Source organism: Xanthomonas sp. 1678, assembly GCF_031455575.1.
Taxonomy (GTDB): domain Bacteria; phylum Pseudomonadota; class Gammaproteobacteria; order Xanthomonadales; family Xanthomonadaceae; genus Xanthomonas_A.
This window is the reverse complement of the sequence record NZ_JAVDSZ010000001.1, coordinates 712700-736452: the sequence shown is the minus strand read 5'-3', so window position 1 is coordinate 736452 and position 23753 is coordinate 712700. Positions and strand designations below refer to the sequence as shown.

The 23753-nt window shown below is 66.5% G+C and carries 11 protein-coding genes; 1 reads left to right on the top strand and 10 read right to left on the bottom strand.

Translation table 11 applies throughout. From position 1 onward, the window contains the following. Nucleotides 1-168: 168 nt before the first annotated feature. The 4 genes from J2Y70_RS03185 to J2Y70_RS03170 all read right to left on the bottom strand — a co-directional run bounded on the left by J2Y70_RS03185 (nt 169) and on the right by J2Y70_RS03170 (nt 6856). Nucleotides 169-672 (bottom strand): OmpA family protein, encoded by a 504-nt coding sequence (locus tag J2Y70_RS03185; RefSeq protein WP_309913141.1) that lies wholly within the window; start codon nt 670-672, stop codon nt 169-171. Then, nucleotides 669-1646 carry an RHS repeat-associated core domain-containing protein gene (locus J2Y70_RS03180; protein WP_309913139.1) on the bottom strand — a complete coding sequence of 326 codons (978 nt, stop codon included), beginning with the start codon at nt 1644-1646 and terminating at the stop codon, nt 669-671. The genes J2Y70_RS03185 and J2Y70_RS03180 overlap by 4 nt, the downstream gene beginning before the upstream one ends. Then, nucleotides 1646-6391, bottom strand: a complete 4746-nt coding sequence (locus J2Y70_RS03175) for an RHS repeat protein (protein ID WP_309913137.1) — start codon at nt 6389-6391, stop codon at nt 1646-1648. The genes J2Y70_RS03180 and J2Y70_RS03175 overlap by 1 nt, the downstream gene beginning before the upstream one ends. 201 nt (nt 6392-6592) lie before the next feature. Continuing rightward, the gene (locus J2Y70_RS03170; protein ID WP_309913134.1) at nt 6593-6856 is read right to left on the bottom strand and encodes a hypothetical protein; all 264 of its coding nucleotides are present in this window, start codon (nt 6854-6856) and stop codon (nt 6593-6595) included. Nucleotides 6857-7306: 450 nt separating this feature from the next. Here J2Y70_RS03170 and J2Y70_RS03165 point away from each other — a divergent pair, with 450 nt between their 5' ends. After that, nucleotides 7307-8332 (top strand): Ldh family oxidoreductase, encoded by a 1026-nt coding sequence (locus J2Y70_RS03165; protein WP_309913132.1) that lies wholly within the window; start codon nt 7307-7309, stop codon nt 8330-8332. A 415-nt stretch (nt 8333-8747) separates the two neighbouring features. Here J2Y70_RS03165 and J2Y70_RS03160 read toward each other — a convergent pair whose 3' ends face one another. The 6 genes from J2Y70_RS03160 to J2Y70_RS03135 all read right to left on the bottom strand — a co-directional run bounded on the left by J2Y70_RS03160 (nt 8748) and on the right by J2Y70_RS03135 (nt 23743). Beyond that, complete coding sequence (locus J2Y70_RS03160) at nt 8748-11636, bottom strand: TonB-dependent receptor (RefSeq protein ID WP_309913130.1); 2889 nt, start codon at nt 11634-11636, stop codon at nt 8748-8750. Between the two features lie 637 nt (nt 11637-12273). Continuing rightward, nucleotides 12274-13860 (bottom strand): glycoside hydrolase family 27 protein, encoded by a 1587-nt coding sequence (locus tag J2Y70_RS03155; RefSeq protein WP_309913128.1) that lies wholly within the window; start codon nt 13858-13860, stop codon nt 12274-12276. 56 nt (nt 13861-13916) lie between these two features. Next, nucleotides 13917-16337, bottom strand: a complete 2421-nt coding sequence (locus J2Y70_RS03150) for a glycoside hydrolase family 127 protein (RefSeq protein ID WP_309913126.1) — start codon at nt 16335-16337, stop codon at nt 13917-13919. Nucleotides 16338-16553: 216 nt separating this feature from the next. After that, nucleotides 16554-19466, bottom strand: coding sequence for a TonB-dependent receptor (locus tag J2Y70_RS03145; protein WP_309913125.1), 2913 nt, complete (start codon nt 19464-19466; stop codon nt 16554-16556). Between the two features lie 381 nt (nt 19467-19847). Continuing rightward, nucleotides 19848-22187 carry a prolyl oligopeptidase family serine peptidase gene (locus tag J2Y70_RS03140; RefSeq protein WP_309913123.1) on the bottom strand — a complete coding sequence of 780 codons (2340 nt, stop codon included), beginning with the start codon at nt 22185-22187 and terminating at the stop codon, nt 19848-19850. 17 nt (nt 22188-22204) lie between these two features. Next, entirely contained in the window at nt 22205-23743 is a 1539-nt protein-coding gene (locus J2Y70_RS03135; RefSeq protein ID WP_309913274.1) for a family 43 glycosylhydrolase, read from the bottom strand. Between the last annotated feature and the right edge of the window lie 10 nt (nt 23744-23753).

The window sequence follows — 23753 nt, the reverse complement described above, 5'->3', positions numbered from 1 at the left end:
TGTTCTTCCACGCTGCCAATCCCGCACTACCTGCGGCTCGACTGAAAGATACGCCGCCGAGGCTGTAGTTGCTGGCGCTGGCGACCGCGCTCGTAAGCACTGACCAATCACCCAATATGGATCAGCGCACTCACTCCACCACAATGCTAAAAGCTAGATTCCAGAGTATTATGGATGATTCTCGTAACTGATGTATGCACGCCTATTTCTTGCTCGACCTTCGTCAGTTTCATTATCACCAACAGGCCTGGCACTACCGAATCCACGGGGAGTAGAAAGCCGTGACTTGGGCACACCACGGCTTATCAACCAGTCATGTACGCTTTGCGCTCTTCGTAACGACAGATCGAGACAAGACATTCCGCTACATTCTATTGAATCTGTAAAGCCTACAACCTCAAGTGCAATATCAGGAGGCATTTTTTCCAATATGAAAAAATCACTCTTAAGCGAGTCTTGATCATCACTGGTGGCCAGCGCGTCAGCCAATGGAACTCCGACAGCAGGCTGCCCGGGCTTAAAGTTCACACCGCGAAAATCAGCGGGATCAGCAAAGTAGCCGTCGCCACCCACAACAGAATTTCCGGAAGATAAACTTACACAAGAGGAGCTCAATGAAATTCCAAAAATTAAAAAAACAAATTTAAAATCAATTTTTTTTATTGTACTCATCGACAACTCCCTTCACTTGATGCCGCACAGGATGACATAACAGAAAAATTTGCTCTTGCATCAACTGCCTTTTCGTTTATTCCATCACCCGGATTCCAAGGCGCCCAGATATTATTAGAATTCTGAAGAAACCCAGTAGCTTTTTGATAAAGAGCCTCCGCTCGATAACCGTGCTGCTCCCTTTCGAAGCGATCGGATCTCGATTGGGGAAAGCCATACTTAACTATCCGCACCCCGTGATCGCCTTCATGCACAACTCTCATCGCCACACCATTTGCAGCCCCGGAGGCACCAGCGCTTTTACCCTCAATGGCTTTCAAGTCAAACTTCACACTCCCTTTCCCGTCCCTATCCGTATTGATCCGAGCTGCATCTCCATTTAAATTTCCAAAGGAAACCTTCACATCAGCATTGCCTTTCTCACCAAAAAACTTTACAGCGGCATCCAAAGTACTTTTCTCCCCAATGGAGAGCTTCCCACTCTCCGATGCATCCTTAGCCATTTTTATTGCATCATCAAATTTTGAACAATCCTGCTCACTCCCAGAGCAAACATAGCGGCCATCTGGATCTGAAAACCTGAATGGATTGTTATTTGCATACCAGTAGCGATTGAAGTTTGTTCCCGGCTTCGCATAGGCGGTAACAGGATCAATAGATAAGAACCGCCCGACCACCGGATCATAGTACCGCTGCTGCATGTACGTCAGCCCGGTGGCTGGATCCTGCACATGGCCGGTGAACCCGGGTCCATCGGTCAGCGGGCGATTGAGCAGCTTGCCGTAGGGTTCGTACTCGCTGGTCTCGATCAGGTTGCCGCTGGCGTCGGTGACCGCGAGCGGGGTGCCGAGGGCGTCAGTGTGGACGTACTCCACTGTATCGGCCGCCGCATGAAAAGGCAGCGCGGGGACCAGCAGCCACAGCAGTTTGATCAAGGGCTTGGCGATTCCTTTCATTTCGTATCCGATGCTCATTAGCCTCTCCCCTCAAGCGTCGGTGTGAAGACAGCTGACCAAGCCGAGCATCCGTTCTCGTTGCAAGCGCGCACCTGCACGGTGTTGACGCTGCCGGTCTTGCTCAAGGTGACGAAGGTATTGGGTCCGGAGTAGCTGACCGCACCACTTATCTCGTACCGCGTAGCGCGCGCCCTCGGCGTCCAGTCCAGTTCGAACGTGGCTGGTGAGGTGTTGATGTAGCGATAGCCGGTATTGAACGACGGCGTGGCCGGCGGCGAGGTATCCACCACCGTGGTCTGCGTATTGGAATACGGTCCGCAGCCGGCGATGTTGCAGGCCTTGGCCCGGTAGGCATAGCTCCCGTTGCCCTTGCCGGTGAATGCCTGGCTGGTGGCGTTGGCGTTCTGCGTGGCGGTCCAGCCGCCGCCGTTGGCGCTCTCTTCCAGGATGTAGCTGCTGGCGCTGGCCACACCGCTCCAGCTCACCGTGTAACCATTGACGCCGGCGCTGGCCGGGGTGCTCAGGCTGGGCGCGCCGCTCGGGGCGAAGATCACTTGAGTGGAGACGTTGCCCGAGTACGGACCACAGCCAGCCGCATTGCAGGCCTTGATCCGGTACAAGTAGGTGCCGGCGCCGCGGCCACCGACCCCGGCGCTGGTGCCGGGAACCGAGGCGATGCCGGTCCAGGCGCCGCCATTGGCGCTCTCTTCGAGGTTGTAGCTCACGGTGGTGGCCACCGTGCTCCAGCTGAGCGTGTAGCTGCCGCTCGTGTTGGTCGCCGGTGCGCTGAGCGAGGGCGCCGCGGCTGGCGCATAGACGGCCTGTACCGTGCCGGTGCCCGAGTACGGGCCGCACCCGGCCGGGTTGCAGCCGCGCACGCGGTAGGCATAGCTGCCAGCGGCCTTGCCGCTGTACGCGTTGCTCTGCGCGCCGCCGCTGTAGGACACGCCCCAACTGCCGCCGTTGGCGCTCTCTTCCAGGGAGTAGCTGGCCGCGCCGGTGACCGTGCCCCAGCTGACGGTGTAGTTGCCGACCACGCCGGTGCCGGGGACGCTGATGCTGGGCGCATCGCTGGGGGCGAACTGCACCACCGCCGTCCCTGTGGCGCTCCACGCATCGCAGTAGCTGCCCAGGCAGGCGCGGGCGCGGTAGGCATAGCTGCCGGCCGGCTTGCCCGAGATCGCCTGACTGCTCGCAGTCCCCGAATACAGCGCGGCCCAGCTGCCGCCGTTGGCCTGCTCCTGCAGTTCGTAGCGGTTGGCCGAGGCCACCGTCGACCACTGCACGGTATAGCTGCCGGAACTGCTGTAGCCGGGAACGGTCACGCTGGGCGAGGCCAGCGTCGGCAGGTTGCTGACCTTGGCCAGCAGGCTGCCGCCCAGGTACACGTACTCGGTGATCTTGCCGACGCGTTCGTCGCGCTGGTAGCGCAACACGCCGTCCTGCCCGTACAGCGAGACAATGTTGCCCAGGCTCGGGCTGTTGGCCAGCACCCGGCGCCCTTGCGCGTCGTAGCGGTAGGTCTCCAGCCCGGTGACCTCGCGCAGACGATTGCCCTTGTCGAACAGGTAGTGGATGCCGTTCTTGTTGGACAGGTTGCCCTGCGCGTCGTAGCTCAGCCCGATCACCGCTGAGCTGTCGGAACTGTTGTTGACGCTCAACAGTTGCCGATTGGCATTGTAGAAATAGCTGTAGTCGCGACTGCCGCCGACCTTGACCGCGGTCAGGTCGTCGAGCACGTTGTAGCTGTAGCGCGCCAGGTTGTCGCCGCCGAACATCGCCGATTGCGTGGTGGACAGGCGATCCAGCCCGTCGTAGCTCATGCTGCGGGTCTGCCGGCCACGCGCGTAGTCGGTGATGCCGCCGACGTTGCCATTGGCATCGTAGGTGTAGCCCAGGTCGAGGGGATTGCTGGCGCCGCTGTCGGAACTGCGCGCAGGCAGCTGGCGTGCGTTCTGCGCCATCGTGTGCACGATGCCGTTGCCGTAGGTGAACTGCTGGATCGCCCCGTTCGGGTAGTAGCCCACACCCAGTGCGTAACTGTTGGCCTGGGTGGCTTGGCCCAGCGCGTTAGGCGCATAGTTCAGCGACAGTCCCGAGGGATAGGTGACCCCGGCCGGGTGGCCGTTGGCGGTGTAGGCGTAGCCGATGCTCAGCGCGCTGGAGCCCGGCTGAGTCATGCTCTCGCTCTGCAACAGGCGGCGCTTGTTGTAGGTATACGCGTTGACGACTGCGTTGCCACCATTGCTGTTGTTGGTGGTGACCTGCGCCGGCAGTCCATCGACGGTGTAGACGAAGGACTGATTGCCGACGCCGTCCGGGAACGCGAGCGTGGCCAAGCGGTTGCGCGCATCGTAGCCTCTGCCGACCTTGGCGCCGGCGGCAACGTCGGCGCTGTTGCAAGCCGAAGTCGAGGTGTAGCCCTGCCCGCTGGCCGACCAGGCCAGGTTGCCGGCCGCGTCGTAGTCCATCACCGTGGCGCCGGTTTCCGGTTCGATGGTCTTGCACAGCTGCTGGTAGCCGTCGTAGACGTAGCTGCGCGTGACCGACAGCGAACTGTCGGCATTGCGGCGGCGGATCGATGTCGGCTTGCCGAACACATCCAGCGTGATATCGGTATTGGCGCCTTCCGGATGCATGATCCACACCGGCTTGGCGTAATCCGGCTGATCGAATATCTGGAACCCGCTGACCGTCTGTTGGCCACGCGGATTCGTCACGCGGGTCTGGCCATTGGGCAGGTATTCGGTACGTGTGGTCAGCAGTCCTAGTTCGCTGTCCTGCGACACGGAAGTCGCCCGACCCAGTGCGTCGTACTCGTTCCAGGTGCCGGTGCTGAGCGAATCGGACGTTCCAGGATAGGAGCTGAACGTGGCACGGCCGTCGTAGTCGTAGGCGAACTTCTGGAAGCGCTGGGTGCCGGCTTCGTTGCCGGCATCGAACTCGCGGGACAGCACCGGGCGCCACAGCGCATCGAAATAGGTCAGCTTGCGCCCGTTGCCGGTGGCCACGGTCTGCCGCCAGTGGCCGGCGCCCAGCCCGTACTCGCTGCCGTTGACCTGTTCGAACGCCTGGGTGGTGGTGTTCCAGGCCACGCTGTCGTTGGCCGGATAGGCGATGCTCGCCAGCCGGCCCATCGTGTCGTAGCCATAGGTGGTGGTGTAACCGTTCTCGTCGGTGGTCGAGGTGATCCAGCCGCTGTCGTTGACCGTGGCCGACTCGGTGTTGCCGTCGGCGTAGTGGATCGATTGCGGGACGCCGCGTTTCCAGTTGGAGACGGTGGTCGTGTTGTTGTTGCCGTCCTTGACCGTCGCCAGCGTGCCGTCGCTGTTATAGCCCAGGGTCAGGCGCAACTTGCCGAACGACCAGCGTTGCAACGGCATCGCGTTGGTGTCGTAGCTGGTCTGCGACTCTACCAGCCCGGTATTGGTATTGGTGCTCTTGGCACTCTGGCCGACGATCCACTTGCCCAGATCGTCGTAATACTCGGTTGCATCCGTGCGCGAGTGCCAGGGGCTGGCACGGGTGACGCTGAGCGTGCGTGCAAACGCATCGAAGCCGTTTGCGGTCCAAGTGTGGGAGACGCCGTTCTGCTGCACGACTTTGCTGCGCAGCGGGCGAAGCACGTTGGTCAGGGGATTGGGAATACCGAGCAACGACTGCCCCATTTCCGCAGGGAAGGGCTGCGCGTCCACGTCGGCATCGGCGAAATAGGTGTTGCTGGTCTTAGACAGCGTATTGCCGTTGGCATCCAGCGCCGTGGTACTCAGTAGGCGGCCATCGTTGAGGCCGTACATGATTCCGAATTCGTAAGCGGTGGCGGTGCCGTCCGGATTGGTCACCTTGGCCGTCTTGCTCGGCGTGCAGGTTGGGCAGGGATCGGTCGCTTTGCCCGTCTTGTAAAATTGCGTTACGCCCTCGCCCGGCAGGTAATGCCAAACCTGCTGCGCTAGACCCGGACCCGTCACGATCTTCGACGTCAGTACATAGTTGTCGGAGTAGTTGGGGACATAAGGATTCGGCGGCTGCTGACCCGTCGGTAGAGCACACCGGATGATGGGGGTATGGCTCCGGTACTGACGTCGGTAGTCGAAAGCGAACATGCCTACGGCCCCGGAAGGATGGGTCACCTGCAGCGAAACCGCGCCATCCATGAGATCAGGCTCATAGACGCAACTGCTAGCACCACCGCCGGCTGGTGGCTCGCGCTTCGGCAGCATGTTGCCGCTGACGATGCTGTAGGTCCACTGCGAGCCATCGGGTTGAGTAACCGTCTTCAGGCGATAGGCCCCTTGTGCCGATGGATACGCGGTACTGAATTCGTACCCATACGTCCAGGTCTGGCCATTGGTCTGGATGCTGCTGATCAGGTCGCCGTTGTAGTTCAGCGCGATCGCGCGCCCGTCGCTGGATTGGATGGAGGACAGCTTGTCGCCCGTATAGCTGTACGTCACCCAGTTGCCGAAGCGGTCTTCGACGCGGCTGGCCGCAAGCGCGACGCGGGCACGCACAGCAGGATTACCCGTGCCCGCCTGCTCGTAGCCACCGATGGGGGTGACGATCGCGTAATCGAAGTAATACTTAACCCCGGCAGGCGAAATCGCCAGAAAGCCCTCGCCGCCATAGTTGATGGTATTGGCCAGACAACCCAAGCGCCAACCATCCTTGGTGATCCACGGACGCGCAAGGCCATCGGTCGGGCGCGGCGTCTTGGTCTGGTTGTCGACCAACAACTCCTGCTCGCCCGCACCTGGGATATGCAAATAATAGCCATGCCACATGTCATAAGCGCTGTACGCAACGCTTCCGATCGTCATCGCCGCATCAGGTATGGCAGGAATGGAACATCGCGAAGTAGGCGATGCGCCTTTTATCACCCAGCCTATGTCAGCTCGGAACTCGCCATAAACGCGCGGCGTGTCGATTTCCCAGTCGCCGAAGCCTTTTGCCGCGTATACCGAACGTCAATTCATGACCTTGAATTCGCGTCCAACCTCGACGGGCAATCCGTTATTGCCCGGTACGTCCACGTCGGTGGCGTAAAAGCTGACGCTCATGTTGTACAGACTGATGCTCTCACCGAAGATATCGCCCTTCAGCGGGCCAACCACCTGCGAGGCCTTGATCTTCTTCTCGTACTCCTCGTAGGGCCCCAAATTATCTGACGCATGCGTACGCGCGCTCAGGCACAGCAGCACCATGCCGATCACCAGCCGTATCCCGACCATCGATTGCCTCTTCCTTTTCAGCCCGTTGCGGGCCGAATTCCCTGAATGACCGCGAGGCTCCCAACAGCGAGTATCGCGATAACGAAAATCGCAAAAAACGCAATGCAACACTTATCGCGCCAAGGCGCGAGGCAATCGATCGAACGGAAGATCCCCTGTCGGCCGGATTCCGGCTTCGTCGAATTATTTGACCAATTCAGGGATGGCTGTCAAGAAAATTTTCAAGCATCCGATGAGCGGCCTCGCCTCAAAAAGTTCGGCGCCGTCAGCTTGCCGCTACGCAGTTCGCGTACGACCGATTCATTACAACGTCATCCAAGTGTGTGGGCGTTGTCTGGCGCGACGTAACTGGCATGCAGGTCAAACTGTCGATGCTGGCTGGCAGCCCGAGGGTGTTCACAAAGCGCGGCACGGGCGAGAATCCCGGATCCTCCCTTCCGCGCTTTTCCGATGAACGCCAGTGATACCGTCGCACTGTCCTTGGATCAAGCCACCGCGTTGGTCGAACGCATCCTGCGCCATGCCGGTTTCGGCCCGGCGCATGTGCGAACCCTCACCGCCACGATCGTCGCGGGCGAACGCGACGGCTGCGCGTCGCATGGGCTCTACCGCACCCTGGGATGCGTGGCGACGCTGCGCAACGGCAGGGTCGTGGGCGATGCCGAGCCGGTCGTGCGTGACCAGGCACCCGGGATCGTCCGCGTCGACGCATGCGGCGGCTTTTCGCTGCTGGCATTCGAGCGCGGCCTGCCGGCGCTGATCGAGAAGGCGCGTGGCAATGGGCTGGCGGCACTGGCGATCAACCATTGCGTGCATTTCTCCGCGCTGTGGCCGGAAGTCGAACGCATCACCGAGGCCGGGCTGGTCGCGCTGATCTGCAATCCCAGCCATGCCTGGGTCACGCCGGCCGGTGGCCACACGCCCCTGCTGGGAACCAACCCGCTCGCGTTCGGCTGGCCGCGCGGGGACGCGCTTCCCTTCGTGTTCGATTTCGCCACCAGCGCGGTGGCGCGCGGCGAGATCGAACTGCACCGCCGCGCCGGTCTGCCGATTCCCGAAGGCTGGGGGGTGGACGCCGCCGGCAGGCCGACCACCGATCCGAACGTGGTCGCCGGCGGCGGTGGCGCGATGCTGACCTTCGGCGGACACAAGGGGTCGGCGCTTTCCGCCATGATCGAACTGATCGCCGGGCCGCTGATCGGCGACCTCACCAGCGCCGAATCGCTGGCGCATGACGCCGGCGCCGGCGCTTCCCCGTACCACGGCGAATTGATCATCGCCTTGGACCCGGTGCGGTTCCTTGGCGCGGAGTGGGCGACGCACATGGCACGCGCCGAGGCGTTCTTCGCCGCCTACCAGGACACCGGTGCGCGGCTGCCATCGCAACGCCGCTATAAGGCACGCGAGCGCAGCATCCGCGAAGGTGTGCGGATTCCGCACGACCTGCACCGGGACCTGCTGAAGTTGCTGGAGTAAGCCGGCGCGGCGCGGCTGTGCGGCACGAGCGCCAAGTGCGCCCGACGTCACGGCTGCGCAGGAAACAAGGCGCCGCACCAATCGATCCGAAAGCCTAGCCGTCCAGCGTCGACGGCAACCGGACATAACACGCATCGAGGGAAGTGCCGGATTCCTGCGGTCGCCGATTTACCGGCAGTCTGGTACTCGCCGTATCAGTCGTCGGCGCCGTCACAGTCGCGCAATAGGCCAGCGTCATGGGCGCTGATCGCCACGCCTTGGCGATCGCTCCACAGCGCCCCAGGATCTGTCCGCACCGGCGGCAGCCATGTACGGGCTGCCGCCAGGATCGCGCACTACGACATCGAAGCCCGCGTGCAGACGCCGACCGGGAACGGCGTCCGCACGTCCTGGTTCGGACTGGACGACAGCAGGCCTAGAACTTCACCGTCGCCCGCGCCCAGTAGTAGCGGCCGAGCAGGTCGTAGGTGGCCACGTCGGTGTTGGCGTTGCCGACGTTGTTGGCGTAGTACAGCGGCGGTTGCTTGTCGGTGAGGTTGTCCACGCCGAGTTCGACGCGGGTGCGCCACTGCGCGAACTGGTAACCCACTTGCGCGCTGTGATAGACGTAGGCGCCGATGCCGCGCACCACGCCGGGCTCGCCGACGTCGGCCGACAGGTTCTGCCGCGCGTCGGCGCTGCCGATCTCGGTGGCGCCGATGTAGCGCATGCGGTAGTTGGCGCTCCAGTTGCCGAGATTCCAGCCCAGGGTGCCGAGCGCGCGCCAGCGCGGAAAGTTGCCGTAGGCCTGGGTGTACTTGCCGGCGTTGTGGATGGTGACGGTGTTGGGGTCGGTGCTGTCCGGGTTGACGTCGTAGCGGATGGTGTAGGTGCCGTTGAGGCCGGCGTTGAAGCTGCCCCAGGCGGTGTCCGGCAAGCGGTAGTTGAGGCTGAAGTCGGCGCCGCGCGCCCACAGCTTGCCGAGGTTGACCGTGGGCTCGGCGACGTAGTTGATGGTGCCGTTGTCGTTGCGGTGGATCAGCGCGCAGAACGCGCTGCCCGAGTTGGCGTAGCACTGGTTGAACACGGTCTGCGCCGACACGGTGGTGATGGTGTCGTTGAGATCGATGCGCCACACGTCGGCGCTGATCGACAGCCCGTCCAGCCAGCCCGGATCGTAGACCACGCCGAAATCGTAGGACTTGCCGGTTTCCGGCTTGAGCTGGTAGCCGGCCACCACCGCGCCGGAGGCCTTGGCCCCGATCTGGTTGTCGGCCTGCTGGTAGCTGCCGTCGGTGGGCACGTTGGCGCAGGCGCCCTCGTGGCCGCCGGTGTAGCCGTTGCAGGGATCGTTGACCGTGGCCGAATCGCCGACTACGCCGGAATACAGTTCATTGATGTTGGGCGCACGGAACACCTGCGAGACGGTGCCGCGCAACAGCAGGTTCTCGATCGGGCGCCATTCCAGCGCAACCTTGCTGTTGGTCTTGCTGCCGACCGAATCGTAGTCGGAGAAGCGGCTGCCCACGGTCAGGTTCAGCGAATGCACCAGCGGCAGTTCCGACAGCAGCGGGAACAGCGCCTCAGCATAGGCTTCCTTGACGCTGAAACTGCCGCCGAGCACGGTGGCGCAGTATTCGATCACCCCGCACAGGCCGTTCTCGTCGCCGGTCCACAGCGCGTCGGCGGCGGTGGAGGTGCTCTCCTTGCGGTAGGACACGCCGGCGGCCAGGCTCACGGTGCCGGCCGGCAGCTCGAACAGGTTGCCGTTGGCGTTGGCCTCGAACTGCTTGACCCGGTACACGCTGGTGACGATCGGGTTGACCACCAATGCCTGCAGCGCGGCGAGGTTGTTGGGGCTGTTGAGGTTGAAGATGTCGATCGGGGTACAGCCGGCGATCGCCGCGCCGGCGCTGCCGCACTTGACCGTGCCGTCACTGTCCAGGAACGAGGGACCGACCGCGGCGTTGAATCCGGCGTAGTCGAGGAACCCGTTGTTGATCGATTTCTGCTTGACCTTGCCGTAGTTGATGCTGGCGTCCCACTGCCACGAGCTCTCGCCGAAGCTGCCGCGCAGGCCCGGATTGATCTGGAAATTGTAGGTGTTGTACTCGTAGCGGCGATTGCCGAGCACAGTGGCGCGGCTGTTGAAGTCGTTATACGACTGGCCGGCGCTGCGGTCGGTGCCGAAGTTCAGCCCGAACGGGTTGTAGTAGCTGGCCGAGGACACCAGGAAGTTGTCGCCGTTGGCGAAGATCGGGATCGGCGCGATGATCGAGGCCGAGCTGGTCTTGCTGAAGTAGCTGTTGACGTAGCCTTCCAGGTGATCGTTGAAGCGGAAGCTGCCGATCACGAAGGCGTTGGTGCGCTCCTGCGGCGTCTGCAGCAGGTTGTACGGCTGGTAGTTGTAGGAATCGGTGGAGGCGACGTAGCAGTGGTACTGGCTGGGATCGGTCGGGCTGCTGCTGCCGCCATTGAAGGTGACGCGCGAGCAGCCGTTGCTGGCCGCCAGCGCCCTGGCCTGGGCCGAGCCGTCGTTGAAGCTGATGCTGCCGGTCGGCGTGGCCGAGGAGCCCTGCTTGACCGGCACGCCGCCGATCAGCGACAGCGCATCCTTGGAGTAGCCGCGCGCGCCGGCCGAGACCGGATCGATGTCGTGATAGGAGACGCCGGCGATCACGCTGCCGCGGTCCCAGGTCTTGCCGGCGGTCAGCGAGAAGTTGCGGCGGTTGCCGTCGCTGCGCGAACTGGTGCCGAAATCGGTGCTGGCCTCGATGCCGTCGAAACTCTTGCGCAGGATGAAGTTGACCACGCCGCCGATCGCGTCCGAGCCGTACACCGCCGACGCGCCATCGCTGAGCACTTCCACCCGCTCGATCATCGTCGCCGGGATCGCGTTGACGTCGTTGCTGGCCAGGCGCGTGCCGTTGACCAGGATCAGCGTGCGCTTGTCGCCGAGGCCGCGCAGCGAGATGGTCGAGGCGCCGGTACCGCCGCCGTTGTTGGTGTTGGGGTTGGTCGCGTTGCCGGCGATCGACGGCAGTTCCTGCACCAGATCGCCGAGCGTGGCCTTGCCGGTGGCCTCGATCTGCGCGCGGCTGATGGTCACCACCGGATTGGCGGTTTCGGTGTCGACGCGGCGCAGGCGCGAGCCGGTGACCACGATGCTGTCCAGGGTCTGGGTCTTGCCGCCGTCCGCGTCCGCCTCCTGCGCCAGCGCCGACCACGACGCGCCCAGCGACAGCGCGGCGATCACCGCCAGCGCCAGCGGCTGCGGCACCGGTGCGTTGCGATGCGAGGAAGGGTTTGCGTGCGGAAACGACATGGGAATCTCCTGAGCGATGGCGACACGGGGCATGGACGAAAACGAATGGCCGAACGGATCCGCGCCGGCTCTGCGCCAGCGGACGGTTGATGCAACGAGCGCGACGCTTCCAGCGCCGCCAGCAACTGCGTTTCCCGCGCCCGGTCTATGCAAGAACGGACGCAACGGCGGGGATGCTCGATGTCCTTCGCGCAATGCGGTGCGCGCGGATCCCCGGTATTGCAGATGGAGGGCGAACGGCAGCGGCGGGTCCTGTCCCGCACGCCGGCGTGTCGGCCGAAGAAACAGCCAGGTCATCACGTTTTAACGACGTGGTCACAATGTGCCCGGAAGTGGAGCCTGCGTCTTGTCGCAATTAGCGGCTCTGCGTGCGGAATAGTGCATGGTCGTGGCTATCCGGCGCTTCGCTTGCTTGCCCGCCGCGCATGCGGGCTGCTGCGCACGCGACATGATGGTCATGCGCGGCGGGGCTTTGCTTGATGCAACTCGGCATAGCGCCAATCACCCTGGCAGCGTTGCGATGCGCGCGGCGGACTTTCGGCATCGGACCAGATGGCGATCGAAGCGCAAGCGTGGTCGCACGCGCGGCGGGCGGCATGCGCCGCCACGCGTGCCGCCGTCCGTGCGCTCAGTGCGCTCAGTGCGCGCGTGCGGCCGGCGGCGGCGACAACCGCAGCAACACCACGCCATGCGCGGCGACCTGCACGCTGCGCAGTCGCTCGGCCGCCTGCGAACGGCCGCGCCACAGATCGCGCCAACGGCGTCCGTGCAACGCGGTGCCGGCGTCGTCGGCCGTCAGCATCACCTGCTGCGGCTGCGTATCGCGGTTGAATACGCCCAGCGCGACGCCGCCGTCGGCCAGCGGCTTGCGCCAGATCTCGATCGCGCCGTCCTTGCGCACCGCCCTGCCCTGCACGCCCAGAGCATCCTGGTCGATCGCGAGCACCTCGCGGTTGCGCAGGATCGCCAGCGTCGCCGGCGTCATCTGCCGCAGGTCGTTGCCCAGCAGCAGCGGCGCCGCCGACAGCGCCCACAACGCCATGTGCGTGCGGTACTCGTCCATGCTCATGCCGCCGTTGCCGACCTCGAGCATGTCCGGATCGTTCCAGCCGCCCGGCCCAGCGTCGGCGGGATCGCCGTTGCGGTCGAAGCCAATCGAGGCCATCTTCGCGTAGCTGTCCTCGATGTCGCCGGTGGTCCGCCACAGATGGCCGCCGACCTCGTGCCCCCACTGGCCGACGTGGTCGCGTCCGTACTGGCACAGGCTGTAGACGATCGGCCGTCCGGTCGCGCGCAGCGCCTGGCCCATCTGCAGGTAGGCGCGGCGCACCTGCTGCGGATCGCGGAAGATGCCTTCGCCCGAGCACAGGTCGTACTTGACGTAGTCGATGCCCCAGCCGGCCCAGGTGCGCGCGTCCTGTTCGACGTGGCCGTAGCTGCCGGCGTAGCCGGCGCAGGTCTTCGGCCCGGGCGAGCTGTACAGGCCGAGCTTGAGGCCTTTGCCGTGCACGTAGTCGGCCAGTGCGCGCATGTCGGGGAAGCGCGAGTTCGGCTGCAGCACGCCGTCGCGGTCGCGCTCGCCCTGCCAGCCGTCGTCGATGTTGACGTACACGTAGCCGGCATCGCGCAGTCCGGACGCGACCATCGCGTCGGCGATCTGGCGCACGGTGGCGTCGTCGATATGTTCGGCGAACCGGTTCCAGCTGCTCCAGCCCAGCGGCGGAGTCCGCGCCAGGCCGTCGCTCGGCAACGCCGCGTAGTCCGGCAGCGGCGCGACGGGAAATGCCAGCCGCGCCGCATCGGCCTCGCTGCCGCGGCGCGCGCGCACGTCGACCTGCTCGTCCCAGATGCGGCCGGCCACGTGCAGTCGGCCGTCCTCCAGGGTCGCGGTCCACGGCTGCGCCGGCAGCCGCGGATTGCCGTTGTCGATCTGGAAATGGGCCACGCCGCCGTCGATGCGCAACTGCTGCATCGGCACGTCGCCGTACCAGTCGGTGGTGATGCTGCCGTGCGGTTGGCCATCGCGCTCGGCGATGCGCAGATAGCGCGGGCCGGGGAACGATGGGCCCTGGTCGATCACCCAGATGCCCTGCAACTGGCTCGCCGAACGCGCCGCCGCGGCCTGCGACGGCGCATGCGCGCAGCCACCGCTGCCGACGGCGGCGAGCGCGAGCAGGCCGTGCCACAGCCAGCGGCGAGCGGAGGAAACCGAGCGCGCTGCCATCGCCGGTTCCTGGCGGGGAGCCAGGCCAGCGCCGCGCGCGCGCGCCGCGGCAGCGCTCATGCGCTCGCGGCCGGGATCAACCAGCCGCCGAACAACGGCCCGGCGGTGTCGCCGTGCTGCGGCTCGATGCGCAACGTCAGCTGCGCCGCATCGCGGGTCAGTGCCGGCGGCAGCGGATAGTCGCGGTCGACGAAGTCGATCACCTGCCCGCGCTCCACCTGCACCTCCACCGCCAGCTTGCCGTTGACCAGGATGTTGAAGCGGCCCTTGTCGCTGCCCCAGAAGCGCAGGCGCAACGCCAGCGGCTGTGCGCTGCCGCGCATCTGGAATTCGACGAAGCCCTTGCCGCGCACGTCGCGGCACTGCTGGCGGCGGTAGGCGCCGCCGAAGGAGGTGTCGCTGCTCAGCTTGTGCGCCTGCTCGGAGGCCTCGTCGCCGAACTGGATCATGTCCACCGCACTGGCCTGCAGCGCCGCGCGCTCGGCCTGCTGGCGGGTGCGCCGCGCCGCCTCCTGCGCCCACTGCGCCGGTGCCATGCGCTTGAAGTACAGCGCGCTGCGGCGTTCGTACTGCGCATAGAACGGCACGAAGGTCAGCCCCTGCGGCTGCGTGCTGCTGGCCAGGAAATGCCCGGACTGCGGCAGTTCGGCGAAGCCGGCCAGCGGGTCGGCGGTCGCCACCAGCGCCGGGTCCGGCGCATCGTAGGGTTCGGCGACCGGACCGAGGTCGGCGGCCAGCGCCAGCGGACCGCGCATCACCACCACCGTGTCGGCATCGCCGGCGGCGTGCTCCAGCCGCAGCGGCGTGGCCAGGTCCAGTTCGATCACGTCGCCGCTGCGCCAGTCGCGCTCCAGCGCCAGGTAGCCGTCGGCGAGCGTGGCGCGCTGGGCCTTGCCGTTGAGACGCACGGTATAGCGGCCCTGGCACCAGGCCGGCAGCCGCAGCAGCAGGCGCCGCGGCGTGCGCGCGCCGGCGCGGCGCAGCTGCAGCCGCACCTTGCCGTTGTCCGGCACGCCGCTGTCCAGTTCCAGCGTCAGGTCGCGCTCGGGCCAGTCCAGGGTGGAAGGGATGTACAGGTTGACGTACAGCGCGGAAGCGTCCTGCCAGTAGATCGAATCGCCGAACTGCGCGTGCGCTTCCATGCCGCTGCCGACGCAGCACCAGAACGAGTCGAACTTGTCGGAGAAGCCGCGCTCGCCGCCGCTGATCATCGGCGTCATGTAGGTGAACATGCCCGTGCCCGGATGCTGCGCGGCCATGACGTGGTTGTGCAGGGTGCGTTCGTAGTAGTCGAAGTAGCGCGCCTGCGGCGTCCACTGGTACAGGTGCCGGGTCAGCTTGAGCATGTTGTAGCTGTTGCAGTGCTCGCAGGTCTGCTCGGTCAGAAACGCGGCGATGGTGTCCGGTTCCTGGAAGTACTCGCGGTCGGCGTTGCCGCCGATCACGTAGCTGTAGTGCGCGGTCACGGTTTCCCAGAAGAAGCGCGCCGCGGCGGCGGCATCGGCATCGCCGGCGACCTCGAACTGGCGGGCCTCGCCGATGAACTTGGGCACCTGGGTATTGGCGTGGATGTGCGGCAGCGCGTCGCGGCCGGCCGCCGCCGGGTCGATCACCTTCTCGTGGCGCAGGCGCTTGCCGATCGCGATCCAGCGTGCGTCGCCGGTGCGCGCGCCCAGTTCGATGTAGGACTCGTTGAGGCCGCCGAACTCGGTGTCCAGCAAGCTCTGCATCTGCGCATCGTCGAGCGCGTCGAACACGCCGGCGAAATAGCCGGCCATCGGCACCAGCACCGCCAGCGCCTGGGCGTTGCCGGCCAGCGCATGCGCATCGAGCAGGCCGGCGAACAGCTTGTGCTGGGTGTACAGCGGCGACCAGCTGCCGTTGAGGTTGAACTTGCTGCCCTTGATGATGCCGCGGCGCACGTCCTCCATGACCGCCTTGCCGCCCTCGATCTCGCCCTTGTCGTTCTTGCGGGTGAAGCCGCCGACGTAGCCGTCCGCGTCCTTCGCCTGCGCACGCGCCAGTTCGGCGACGATGTAGTCGATGCGCTTGCGCAGTTCCGCGTCGCGGGTCTGCGCATGCATCTTGGCCAGCGCGCTGAGGTAGTGGCCCAGGGTGTGGCCGGCGATGGTGTCGCCTTCCCAGCCGCCGTAGACCGCGCCCTTCGGCGGCAGCCCCGCGTACTGCAGGAAATTGTGCAGCAGCCGGTCCGGCTCGAGCTCCATCAGGTAGCGGCGATTGGTCTGCAGCGAATCCAGGAACAGCGAGGGTTTGAGCGTGACCTGCTGCAGCGGCAACGCCTGCACGCGCCCGGCGCTGGACGCGGCCGCATCCAGCGGGAAGCGCAGCAACCCGGCGGCCATCGCCAGCGCGCTCCATTGCAGGAAGCGGCGGCGCGATGGATCCAGCGTCGCCGCATCGGCGGCGGCGGCGTGCGCGCACTGCGCCGTATGGACATGACCCGAACCCGGACTCATCGGGCACCGCTCTGCTGGACGGCCTCGGGACGCGGCGAGAAAACATGGCAATACATAGCGCTTGCTCCTTTGCACGTGGCGGCGGCAGGCAGGCCCGACCGCGGCCACAACAGGACGGGTTGTCGCCACTGTGTCATCGATACGTCATCGCGTCTTGTCGCCACGGCTGCGCAGACATGCGGATTTGTGCCGAATGGCGCGGGCGGCAGGCGGTCGTCACAGCGCCAGGCGGATCCCGCCGTAGTACATCCGCCCGATCACGTCGTACACGCCGGCGTGGTAGCCGAGTTCGAAATTGGCGCCGCCGGCCTCCGCGCCCGGCACCCGCGGCGGCGCGCGGTCGAATGCGTTGGTGATGCCGCCGAACAGTTCCAGCCCCGACTTGAGCCGGTAGTAGCCGGACACGTCGCTGTAGAACACGTTGCCGGTCCAGACCTTCTGGTAGTCGGTGTCGGTGATCTGGGTGCTGGTGCGCATCTTGGCGATGTGCCGCAGCGACCAGGTCGCGCCGGCATGCTGGTTGGACCAGGTGCTGCGCAACACGCCCTTCCACTGCGGCGAGCCGAACACGCCGGCGAAGCGGGTGACGTCTTCCGGCTGATCCGGATCCAGGGTGTAGTCCTGGCGAATCAGGCGCGTGTAGTTCAGGTCGAACGACAGCGCGCCGGCGTTCTGGCCCCAGAGTCCGGCCAGGTCGTAGCGGTATTGCGCGGCGAAATCGACGCCGCGGGTCAGGTAGCGCGACAGGTTCAGCTTCTGCGTGATCACGTCGAGCAGATTGCCGCCGGCGTCGCGGCCGACGAAGGAACAGAACTGATTGTCCAGCGTCGGCGCGTCGACGCACTTGTTGATGATGGTCTGCGCCGGGAACGAATCGATCGCGCCGCGCAGGTCGATGTTGTAGTAGTCCACCGACAGCGAGAAATCCTCCAGGAAGCGCGGCCGCAGCACCACGCCGACGGTGCGGGTCTTGGCGGTCTCGTTGCCCAGGTCCAGGTTGCCCTTGGTGATGATGTCGCGGTACAGCCAGTAGGTGTCCTTGTCGGACGGGTTGAGCTGCGCGCAGTTGGCCGCGGCGTACTGGCTGCGGTCGGTGCGATAGCGCAGGTTGTAGGTGTTGCACGGGTCGGTGATCCACATGCCGCCGATGCTGCTGGCGGTGTACAGCTCGCCGATGTTGGGCGCGCGCACCGCCTTGCCGTAGGTGCCGCGCAGGGTGATGTCGCGGATCGGCGACCAGTCGATGCCGAACTTGTTGGTGACGGTGCGGCCGGCGGTGTTGTAGTCGGACACGCGCACCGCCGCGTCCACGCCCAGCCGCTCGGCGAACGGCTTGCCGGCCAGCAGCGGCAGGTGCAGTTCGCTGTACAGCTCCTTGACCTCGTACTGCCCGCGCAACGGCAGCTGGGTGGTGCCGAGGGTGGCGTCGTAGGCCGGGTTGGCCGGGTCGTACTGGGCGATCGCGCCGATGTCGTTGCGCTCCTTGCGGTACTCGCCGCCGAACACGATCTGCGCCTCGCCGCCGGGCAGGTCGAAGATGCCGCCGGAGGCATAGGCCGACAGCACCTGCTGCGTCATCGTGGTGGTGGCCCAGTCCGAGTCGTAGCGCAGGTAGCCGATCTCCTCGGCGGTCAGGCGCTTGAACGGGTTCAACGGCACGCAGCCGTTGCCCGGGTCGTCGAGCGTACTGCGGCAGATCGCGCTGCCGTCGGCGGCGGTGGTGGAATCGACCGCCAGGTAGTAGCGGTCGTAGGCCACCGTGTCGATGTCGCGGTTGCGCTGCCGGGTGCGGCCGTAGGAGTAGTACGCCGCGTAGTTCCACGCCCGCCCGCCCAGGCTGAAGTCGCCCTCCAGCCCGACCACACCCTGGAACAGCCGGCGCCGGTACTCGCTGCCGCCCTGCCCCAGTTCGTCGTCGAAGTGCCGCGCGAAGTACACGCCGTCGGTGATCGCGCCGCCGTTGGCCGCGCGCATCTCGTCGGTGATGAACGGGCTGTCGGCCGGCACCGCCTCGCTGCCGAACGCGCTCAGCGCGCGCCATGCCGAGCGCGAACTGTTCTGCGAATAGCCGACGTTGGCGAACAGACGCAGGCTGTCGCTGAAATCGAAATTGAACGTGGCGCGGCTGGAGAAGCGGTCCGACGGCACCGACAGGTACCACGAGTCGTAGCGGCCGCCGTACTCGCCGCCGTCGGTGAGCAGGCTGCCCAGCGCGTCGACCGGATTGGCCAGGCTCAGCGGTGCGGCGTTGACGTAGCCGCCCGGCCCCAGCACCGGCGCGCGCAGGCGCCCGTCGGCGGTCATCGCATAGTGGCGCCCGCCCAGGATCAGCTGCGCATCCTCGGCGTTGTTGATGTTGCGGTTGTTGTCGGAGATCCAGTAACGCTGGTTGCGGTTGTTGCGCGTGTACATCGGATAGCCCATCGCGGTCCACGGCCGGTCCTGGCCGGACACCGAATCGGGCTCGCGTTCGTAGAAGCCGTACACGGTGACGTTGCCGCGGTTGTCGGCAAAGTTGCGGCCGAACAGCGCATCGATGCTGGTGCTGCGCATGTCGCCGCGGCTGGACGCGCCATAACGGGCGCTGGCGTCCACGCCCTGGAAGTCCTTCTTCAGGATGAAGTTGGCCACGCCGGTGACCGCGTCGGCGCCGTACAGCGCCGAGGCGCCGCCGGTGATGACTTCCACGCGTTCGACCAGGCTGGAGGGGATGTTGCTGACGTCCACCGCCGAGGTGCCGGGAATCGCCGGCACCTGGCGGCGGCCGTCGACCAGCACCAGCGTGCGTTGTGTGCCCATTCCGCGCAGATCCAGCGCGTTGATGCCCGGATTGCCGGCCAGGTTGCCGGTCTGGCTGGTCTGGGTCAGCGCCAGGCTCGGCAGCTGGTTCACCACGTCGGCGATCTCGGTATAGCCGGCGGCGCGGATCTGCTCGGCGCCGATCACGGTCAGCGGCGTCGGCCCGTCCAGCGCATCGTTGCGGCGGATGCGCGAACCGGTGACGACCACGCTGTCCAGGGTCTTGGCGTCGGCGGCGGCCGTTTCGCCGCCGTCGGCGGCAGCGGCTGCCTTGTCCGGCACCTTGGTTGCGTCCTGCGCCGCGGCGGGCAGCGCCACCAGCAAGGCCATGGCGATCGCGCCGCACAACAGGCTGCGCCCTTGCCCGCGGCGATCGCGACAGAAAGAGGCTGGACGGAGGGAAGGCAAGCGAACCTGGCGCATGGCGTGTCTCTCGGTTGGTCGGCCTGCACGAAAAATCCAGGCCGCACGACGCCACGTCCCCGTGGCCCAAGGCGGCGGGAACCTACGTCGATCGATGGAGGCCGTGCTTCCCCGCACGGCGCAGAATGCGTTGCGCGTCACTGCGCAGCGCACTTGCAGGGTTTCACGCTTGCGGGCGCAGCGTCTTGTGGAAAAACGTCGCCTTTGATGTGGAAATTTGTCGATATGTCGCAGCCGATGGCGGTCGTCGCCACGCGGCGACTTCCGCATGCCGCATGCGCATCACCGTCAGTGCGCGACCGCTGTCGGCGCCGCCGCCTGGCGGTTCCAGTCCGGCGTCGGCGCCTGCTGCAGCCAGCGCACGAAGAAATCCAGCAACCGGCGCTGGCCGTACGCGCCGCCGGCGCCGTGGTCGCCGCCCGGCACCACCAGCAGATCGAAATCCTTGCCGGCCTTGATCAGGCGATCGGCGACCTGGAAGGTGCTGGCCGGATCCACGTTCTGGTCCATGTCGCCGGTCACCAGCAGCAGATGCCCCTGCAGGCGCCAGGCGTTGTCGACATTGGACGAGGCCGAATACCACGGCCCGACCGGCCAGCCCATCCACTGCTCGTTCCACCAGATCTTGTCCATGCGGTTGTCGTGGCAGCCGGAATTGGCCACCGCGGCGGCATAGAACTCGGGATGGAACAGCAACGCGCCGAGCGCGCTCTGTCCGCCGGCGGAGGTGCCGTAGATGCCCACGCCCTGCTCGATCGCGTACCACGGATACTGCGCCGCGGCGGCGCGATGCCAGGCGATGCGATCGGGAAAACCGGCGTCCTTGAGGTTGCGCCAGGCCACGTCGTGGAACGCGCGCGAACGGTTGTTGGTGCCCATGCCGTCGATCTGCGCCACGGCGAAGCCGAGCGCGGTCAACGCCGGCACGCGTGCGCTGAAGCGCTTGGGCACGAACGCGCCGTGCGGGCCGGGATAGATGTTCTCGACTACGCGGTAGCGGCGCCGCGGATCCAGCCCCTGCGGACGATGGATCACGCCCCATATCTCGGTCTTGCCGTCGCGGCCGGGCGCATGCAGCGGCAGCGGCGGCACCCAGCCGGCGGCGAGCAGCTGCGACAGGTCGGTGCGCTCGACCTGCCGCACCAGCGCGCCATCGTCGCTGCGGCGCAGTTCCAGCACCGGCCCCAGGTCCACGCGCGAATACAGGTCGAGCAGCCAGCGCCCGTCGGGCGAATAGACCACCTGGTGATCGGCCGGCGCCGGAGTCAGCGCGGTCAGGCCGCGGCCGTCCAGGCCGATGCGATAGGCGTGCTGGTAGTACGGGTCTTCGCCCGGGAGCATGCCGGAGGCGGTGAAGTACACCTGCTGCGCGGCCTCGTCGACGCGATCGACCTTGCGCACCACCCACTCGCCGAGGGTGACCTGGCGCGGCGCGGCGTCGCTGCGCGTGTCGTACAGGTACAGATGCTCCCAGCCGTCGCGCTCGGACGCCCACAGGGTGCGCGCGCCGTCGGCGAAATCGTGCCGGTAGTACTTGCCGCCGTCGCCGCTGAGCGCGCTGTACTCGATGAAGGTCGGCGAGGTTTCCTCGATCAGCGTGCGCGCCTGCGCCGTGCGTCCATCGGCCTCGATGACCCGGTAGCGCTGGTGGCCGCGTTCGTTGTATTCGAAGGTGAAGCCGCTGCCGTCGCGGCGCCACTGCGGCCAGCCCAGGGTGAACGCATTGGGAAACAGCGTCGCCGGCACCGCCTGCGCGCGGCGTGTGGCCAGGTCGAACAGCACCGGCCGCAGCACCGGCAGCGGATCGCCGGGCTTGGCATAGGCCTGCTGATGCAGCTTCGGCTGCAGCTGGTCGGAGGGCGCCGACTCGATGTAGTACACCGTGCGCGGCGGCGCCGGCGTGACCCGGTAGGCGACCAGCCGGGTCGAGTCCGGCGACCAGGCGAAGCTGTCCACCGCGTAGTACCCGGCCGCGCTGCCGTCGTGGCTGAGCGCAAAGGGCGCGCCGCCGGCCGCCGCCGCGACCACCACGTTGCCGGCCTCGACCCAGGCCCGCCACTTGCCGTCCGGCGAGGTCTGCGCATGCGCCGGGCCCTGCTTCAGCGGAATGCTCATGTCGTAGGAATCGGGTTCGCGCGCGCCCATGTCGCTGCGCGTGCAGCGGTAGTCCGGCAAGGCGCAGCGCCAGCGCACGCGATCGCGCTCGAAGTCCAACTGGCGCTCGCCCAGCGTCACCTCGGACAACTGCAACGCCGTCGCATCGACCGGCTGCCCGCCACTTGCGGACAGCGCCGCCGCCAGCCGCACGTGGTCGAAGGCGAGTTCGTTGCTGCCGCTGTCCACGGCCGCGCGCCGGTATTCGATCGCCGGTGCGGCGCCGGCGCGCGCGAGCGAACGCCGATACAGGAAATGCCCGGCGTCCAGCCACACCGGTTGCGACGGTTCGCGATCGACCAGCGCCTCGTAGCGGCGACTCAGTGCCTGCGCACGCTGGTAGTCGTCCGCGCCCGGCGCCGCCAGCGCGCACGGCGCCAGCGCGAGCGCCAGCAGCAGCGCTGCCACGGTACGCAGCGGCACACGCAGCAGCCACGCCTGTCGCCCGATGCGATGCCCGCGATCCGTCTGCATTTCCTCACTCCTGCTGTTCAACGATCGTCGCACTGTTGCGCAGCCGCCGCGTCGGCTGGCGCCAGGCGCTGCGCGCGCGTGGCCCACATTTCCCACTCCTGCACCGCAACGGCGGCGTAGCGGCCGTCGGCGCCGGACGCATCGAACACCGCGCGCACGCAGCGCGTGGTCACCGGCGCAAAGCGCAGCGTCTGCACACGGTGGGCGACCGGCGCGTGCGCCGCCTGCGCCAACGGCAGCCACTGTCCGTCCTTGCGGTATTCCAGGCGCCAGCGCGCCGGCGGCGCCACGCCTTCGTTCGCGCCGGGCGCGTGGTCGGCCCAGAACACGATGCGGCTGCGCTCCAGCGCCACCGGCTGCGCCCAGCTGTACTGGATCCACTGCTGCGGCGGATTGTGTGCGCTCCAGCTGCCCCACATCTGCGGCGGCAACGGGTTGCGCTTGACCACCCCGTCGTTGAGCGCGGCGATCCAGTACTGGTGCGGGATGTCCGGTCCGTTGGAGGCGCTGGCCTGGGCGAAACGGGCCACGTTGCGCTGCAACGGCAGCGGCGGCTGCGCCCTGCGCGTGGCCTGCACCGGACGGATCCGCGCCGGCCGATGGCTGTCGTCCCACTGCAGCCGGTCGATCGCCACGCTGCGCCGGAAATGGCCGCCGCCCTTGGCGTCGGCGGTGTGGTAGACCAGATACCACTGGCCCTTGAAGTCGACGATGCCCGGATGCGAGGTGGTGGAGGACACCGGCGGCAGGATCACCCCGCGGTAGGTCCACGGCCCCAGCGGCGACGGCGCCGTGCCGTAGGCGATGCAGGCGTGGTAGAGCGCCGGCGTGCATTCCGAATCCGGCCCGGCGCGGTTGCCGGCATAGGCCAGGTAGTAGGTGCCGTTGCGCTTGAACAGCCATGGCGCTTCGAAATAGCCGTCCAGCGTGGTGACCGCCACCGCCTCGCCCTTGGGCGTGACCATGTCGCGTTCCAGTTCGATGCCGAACAGTTTGCCGAAGGTGCCCCAGTACAGGTACACGCGGCCGTCGTCGTCGACCAGCACGGTCGGGTCGATGTTCTGGATGGTGTTCCTGACCGGCAGCGACTGCGACAGGATCGGTCCTTGCGGATGCGCGTCGCGCCACGGCCCCAGCGGACTGTCGGCGACCGCCACGCCGATCGCGAACGGATCGGCGTTGGGCGAATGCTTCTCGTGGACCGGTGCGTACAGGTAGTAGCGCCGGTCCGGCCCCTGCACGATCTGCGCGGCGTAGGCGCGGCCGGCCACGGCCCAGGCGAATACCTGCTCCGGGCGCAGCAGCGACGGATAGTGGGTCCAGCGGCCGCTGCCGACGTCGTCGGTGGCCAGCAGCTGCCAGCGGCGCATCACGAAGTCGTTGACGTCCGGCGGCGCCTCGTCGCGGCCGGCGATGATGTACAGCTTGCCGTCGGCGACCAGCGGCGCCGGATCGGCGGAATAGTCGCGGCCGTCGGCCAGGATCGGATTGCCGGCGGCGTGCACGCTGCGCGCGTCCGCGGCCGGCGCAGCCTGTGCGCTGGCGGCGGACGCCATGCAGGCGGCC

Coding starts and splice junctions, on each gene's coding strand:
- J2Y70_RS03185 (WP_309913141.1), bottom strand. CDS start 672: ATGAGTACAATAAAAAAAATTGATTTTAAATTTGTTTTTTTAATTTTT.
- J2Y70_RS03180 (WP_309913139.1), bottom strand. CDS start 1,646: ATGAGCATCGGATACGAAATGAAAGGAATCGCCAAGCCCTTGATCAAA.
- J2Y70_RS03170 (WP_309913134.1), bottom strand. CDS start 6,856: ATGGTCGGGATACGGCTGGTGATCGGCATGGTGCTGCTGTGCCTGAGC.
- J2Y70_RS03165 (WP_309913132.1), top strand. CDS start 7,307: ATGAACGCCAGTGATACCGTCGCACTGTCCTTGGATCAAGCCACCGCG.
- J2Y70_RS03160 (WP_309913130.1), bottom strand. CDS start 11,636: ATGTCGTTTCCGCACGCAAACCCTTCCTCGCATCGCAACGCACCGGTG.
- J2Y70_RS03155 (WP_309913128.1), bottom strand. CDS start 13,860: ATGGCAGCGCGCTCGGTTTCCTCCGCTCGCCGCTGGCTGTGGCACGGC.
- J2Y70_RS03150 (WP_309913126.1), bottom strand. CDS start 16,337: ATGAGTCCGGGTTCGGGTCATGTCCATACGGCGCAGTGCGCGCACGCC.
- J2Y70_RS03145 (WP_309913125.1), bottom strand. CDS start 19,466: ATGGCCTTGCTGGTGGCGCTGCCCGCCGCGGCGCAGGACGCAACCAAG.
- J2Y70_RS03140 (WP_309913123.1), bottom strand. CDS start 22,187: ATGCAGACGGATCGCGGGCATCGCATCGGGCGACAGGCGTGGCTGCTG.
- J2Y70_RS03135 (WP_309913274.1), bottom strand. CDS start 23,743: ATGGCGTCCGCCGCCAGCGCACAGGCTGCGCCGGCCGCGGACGCGCGC.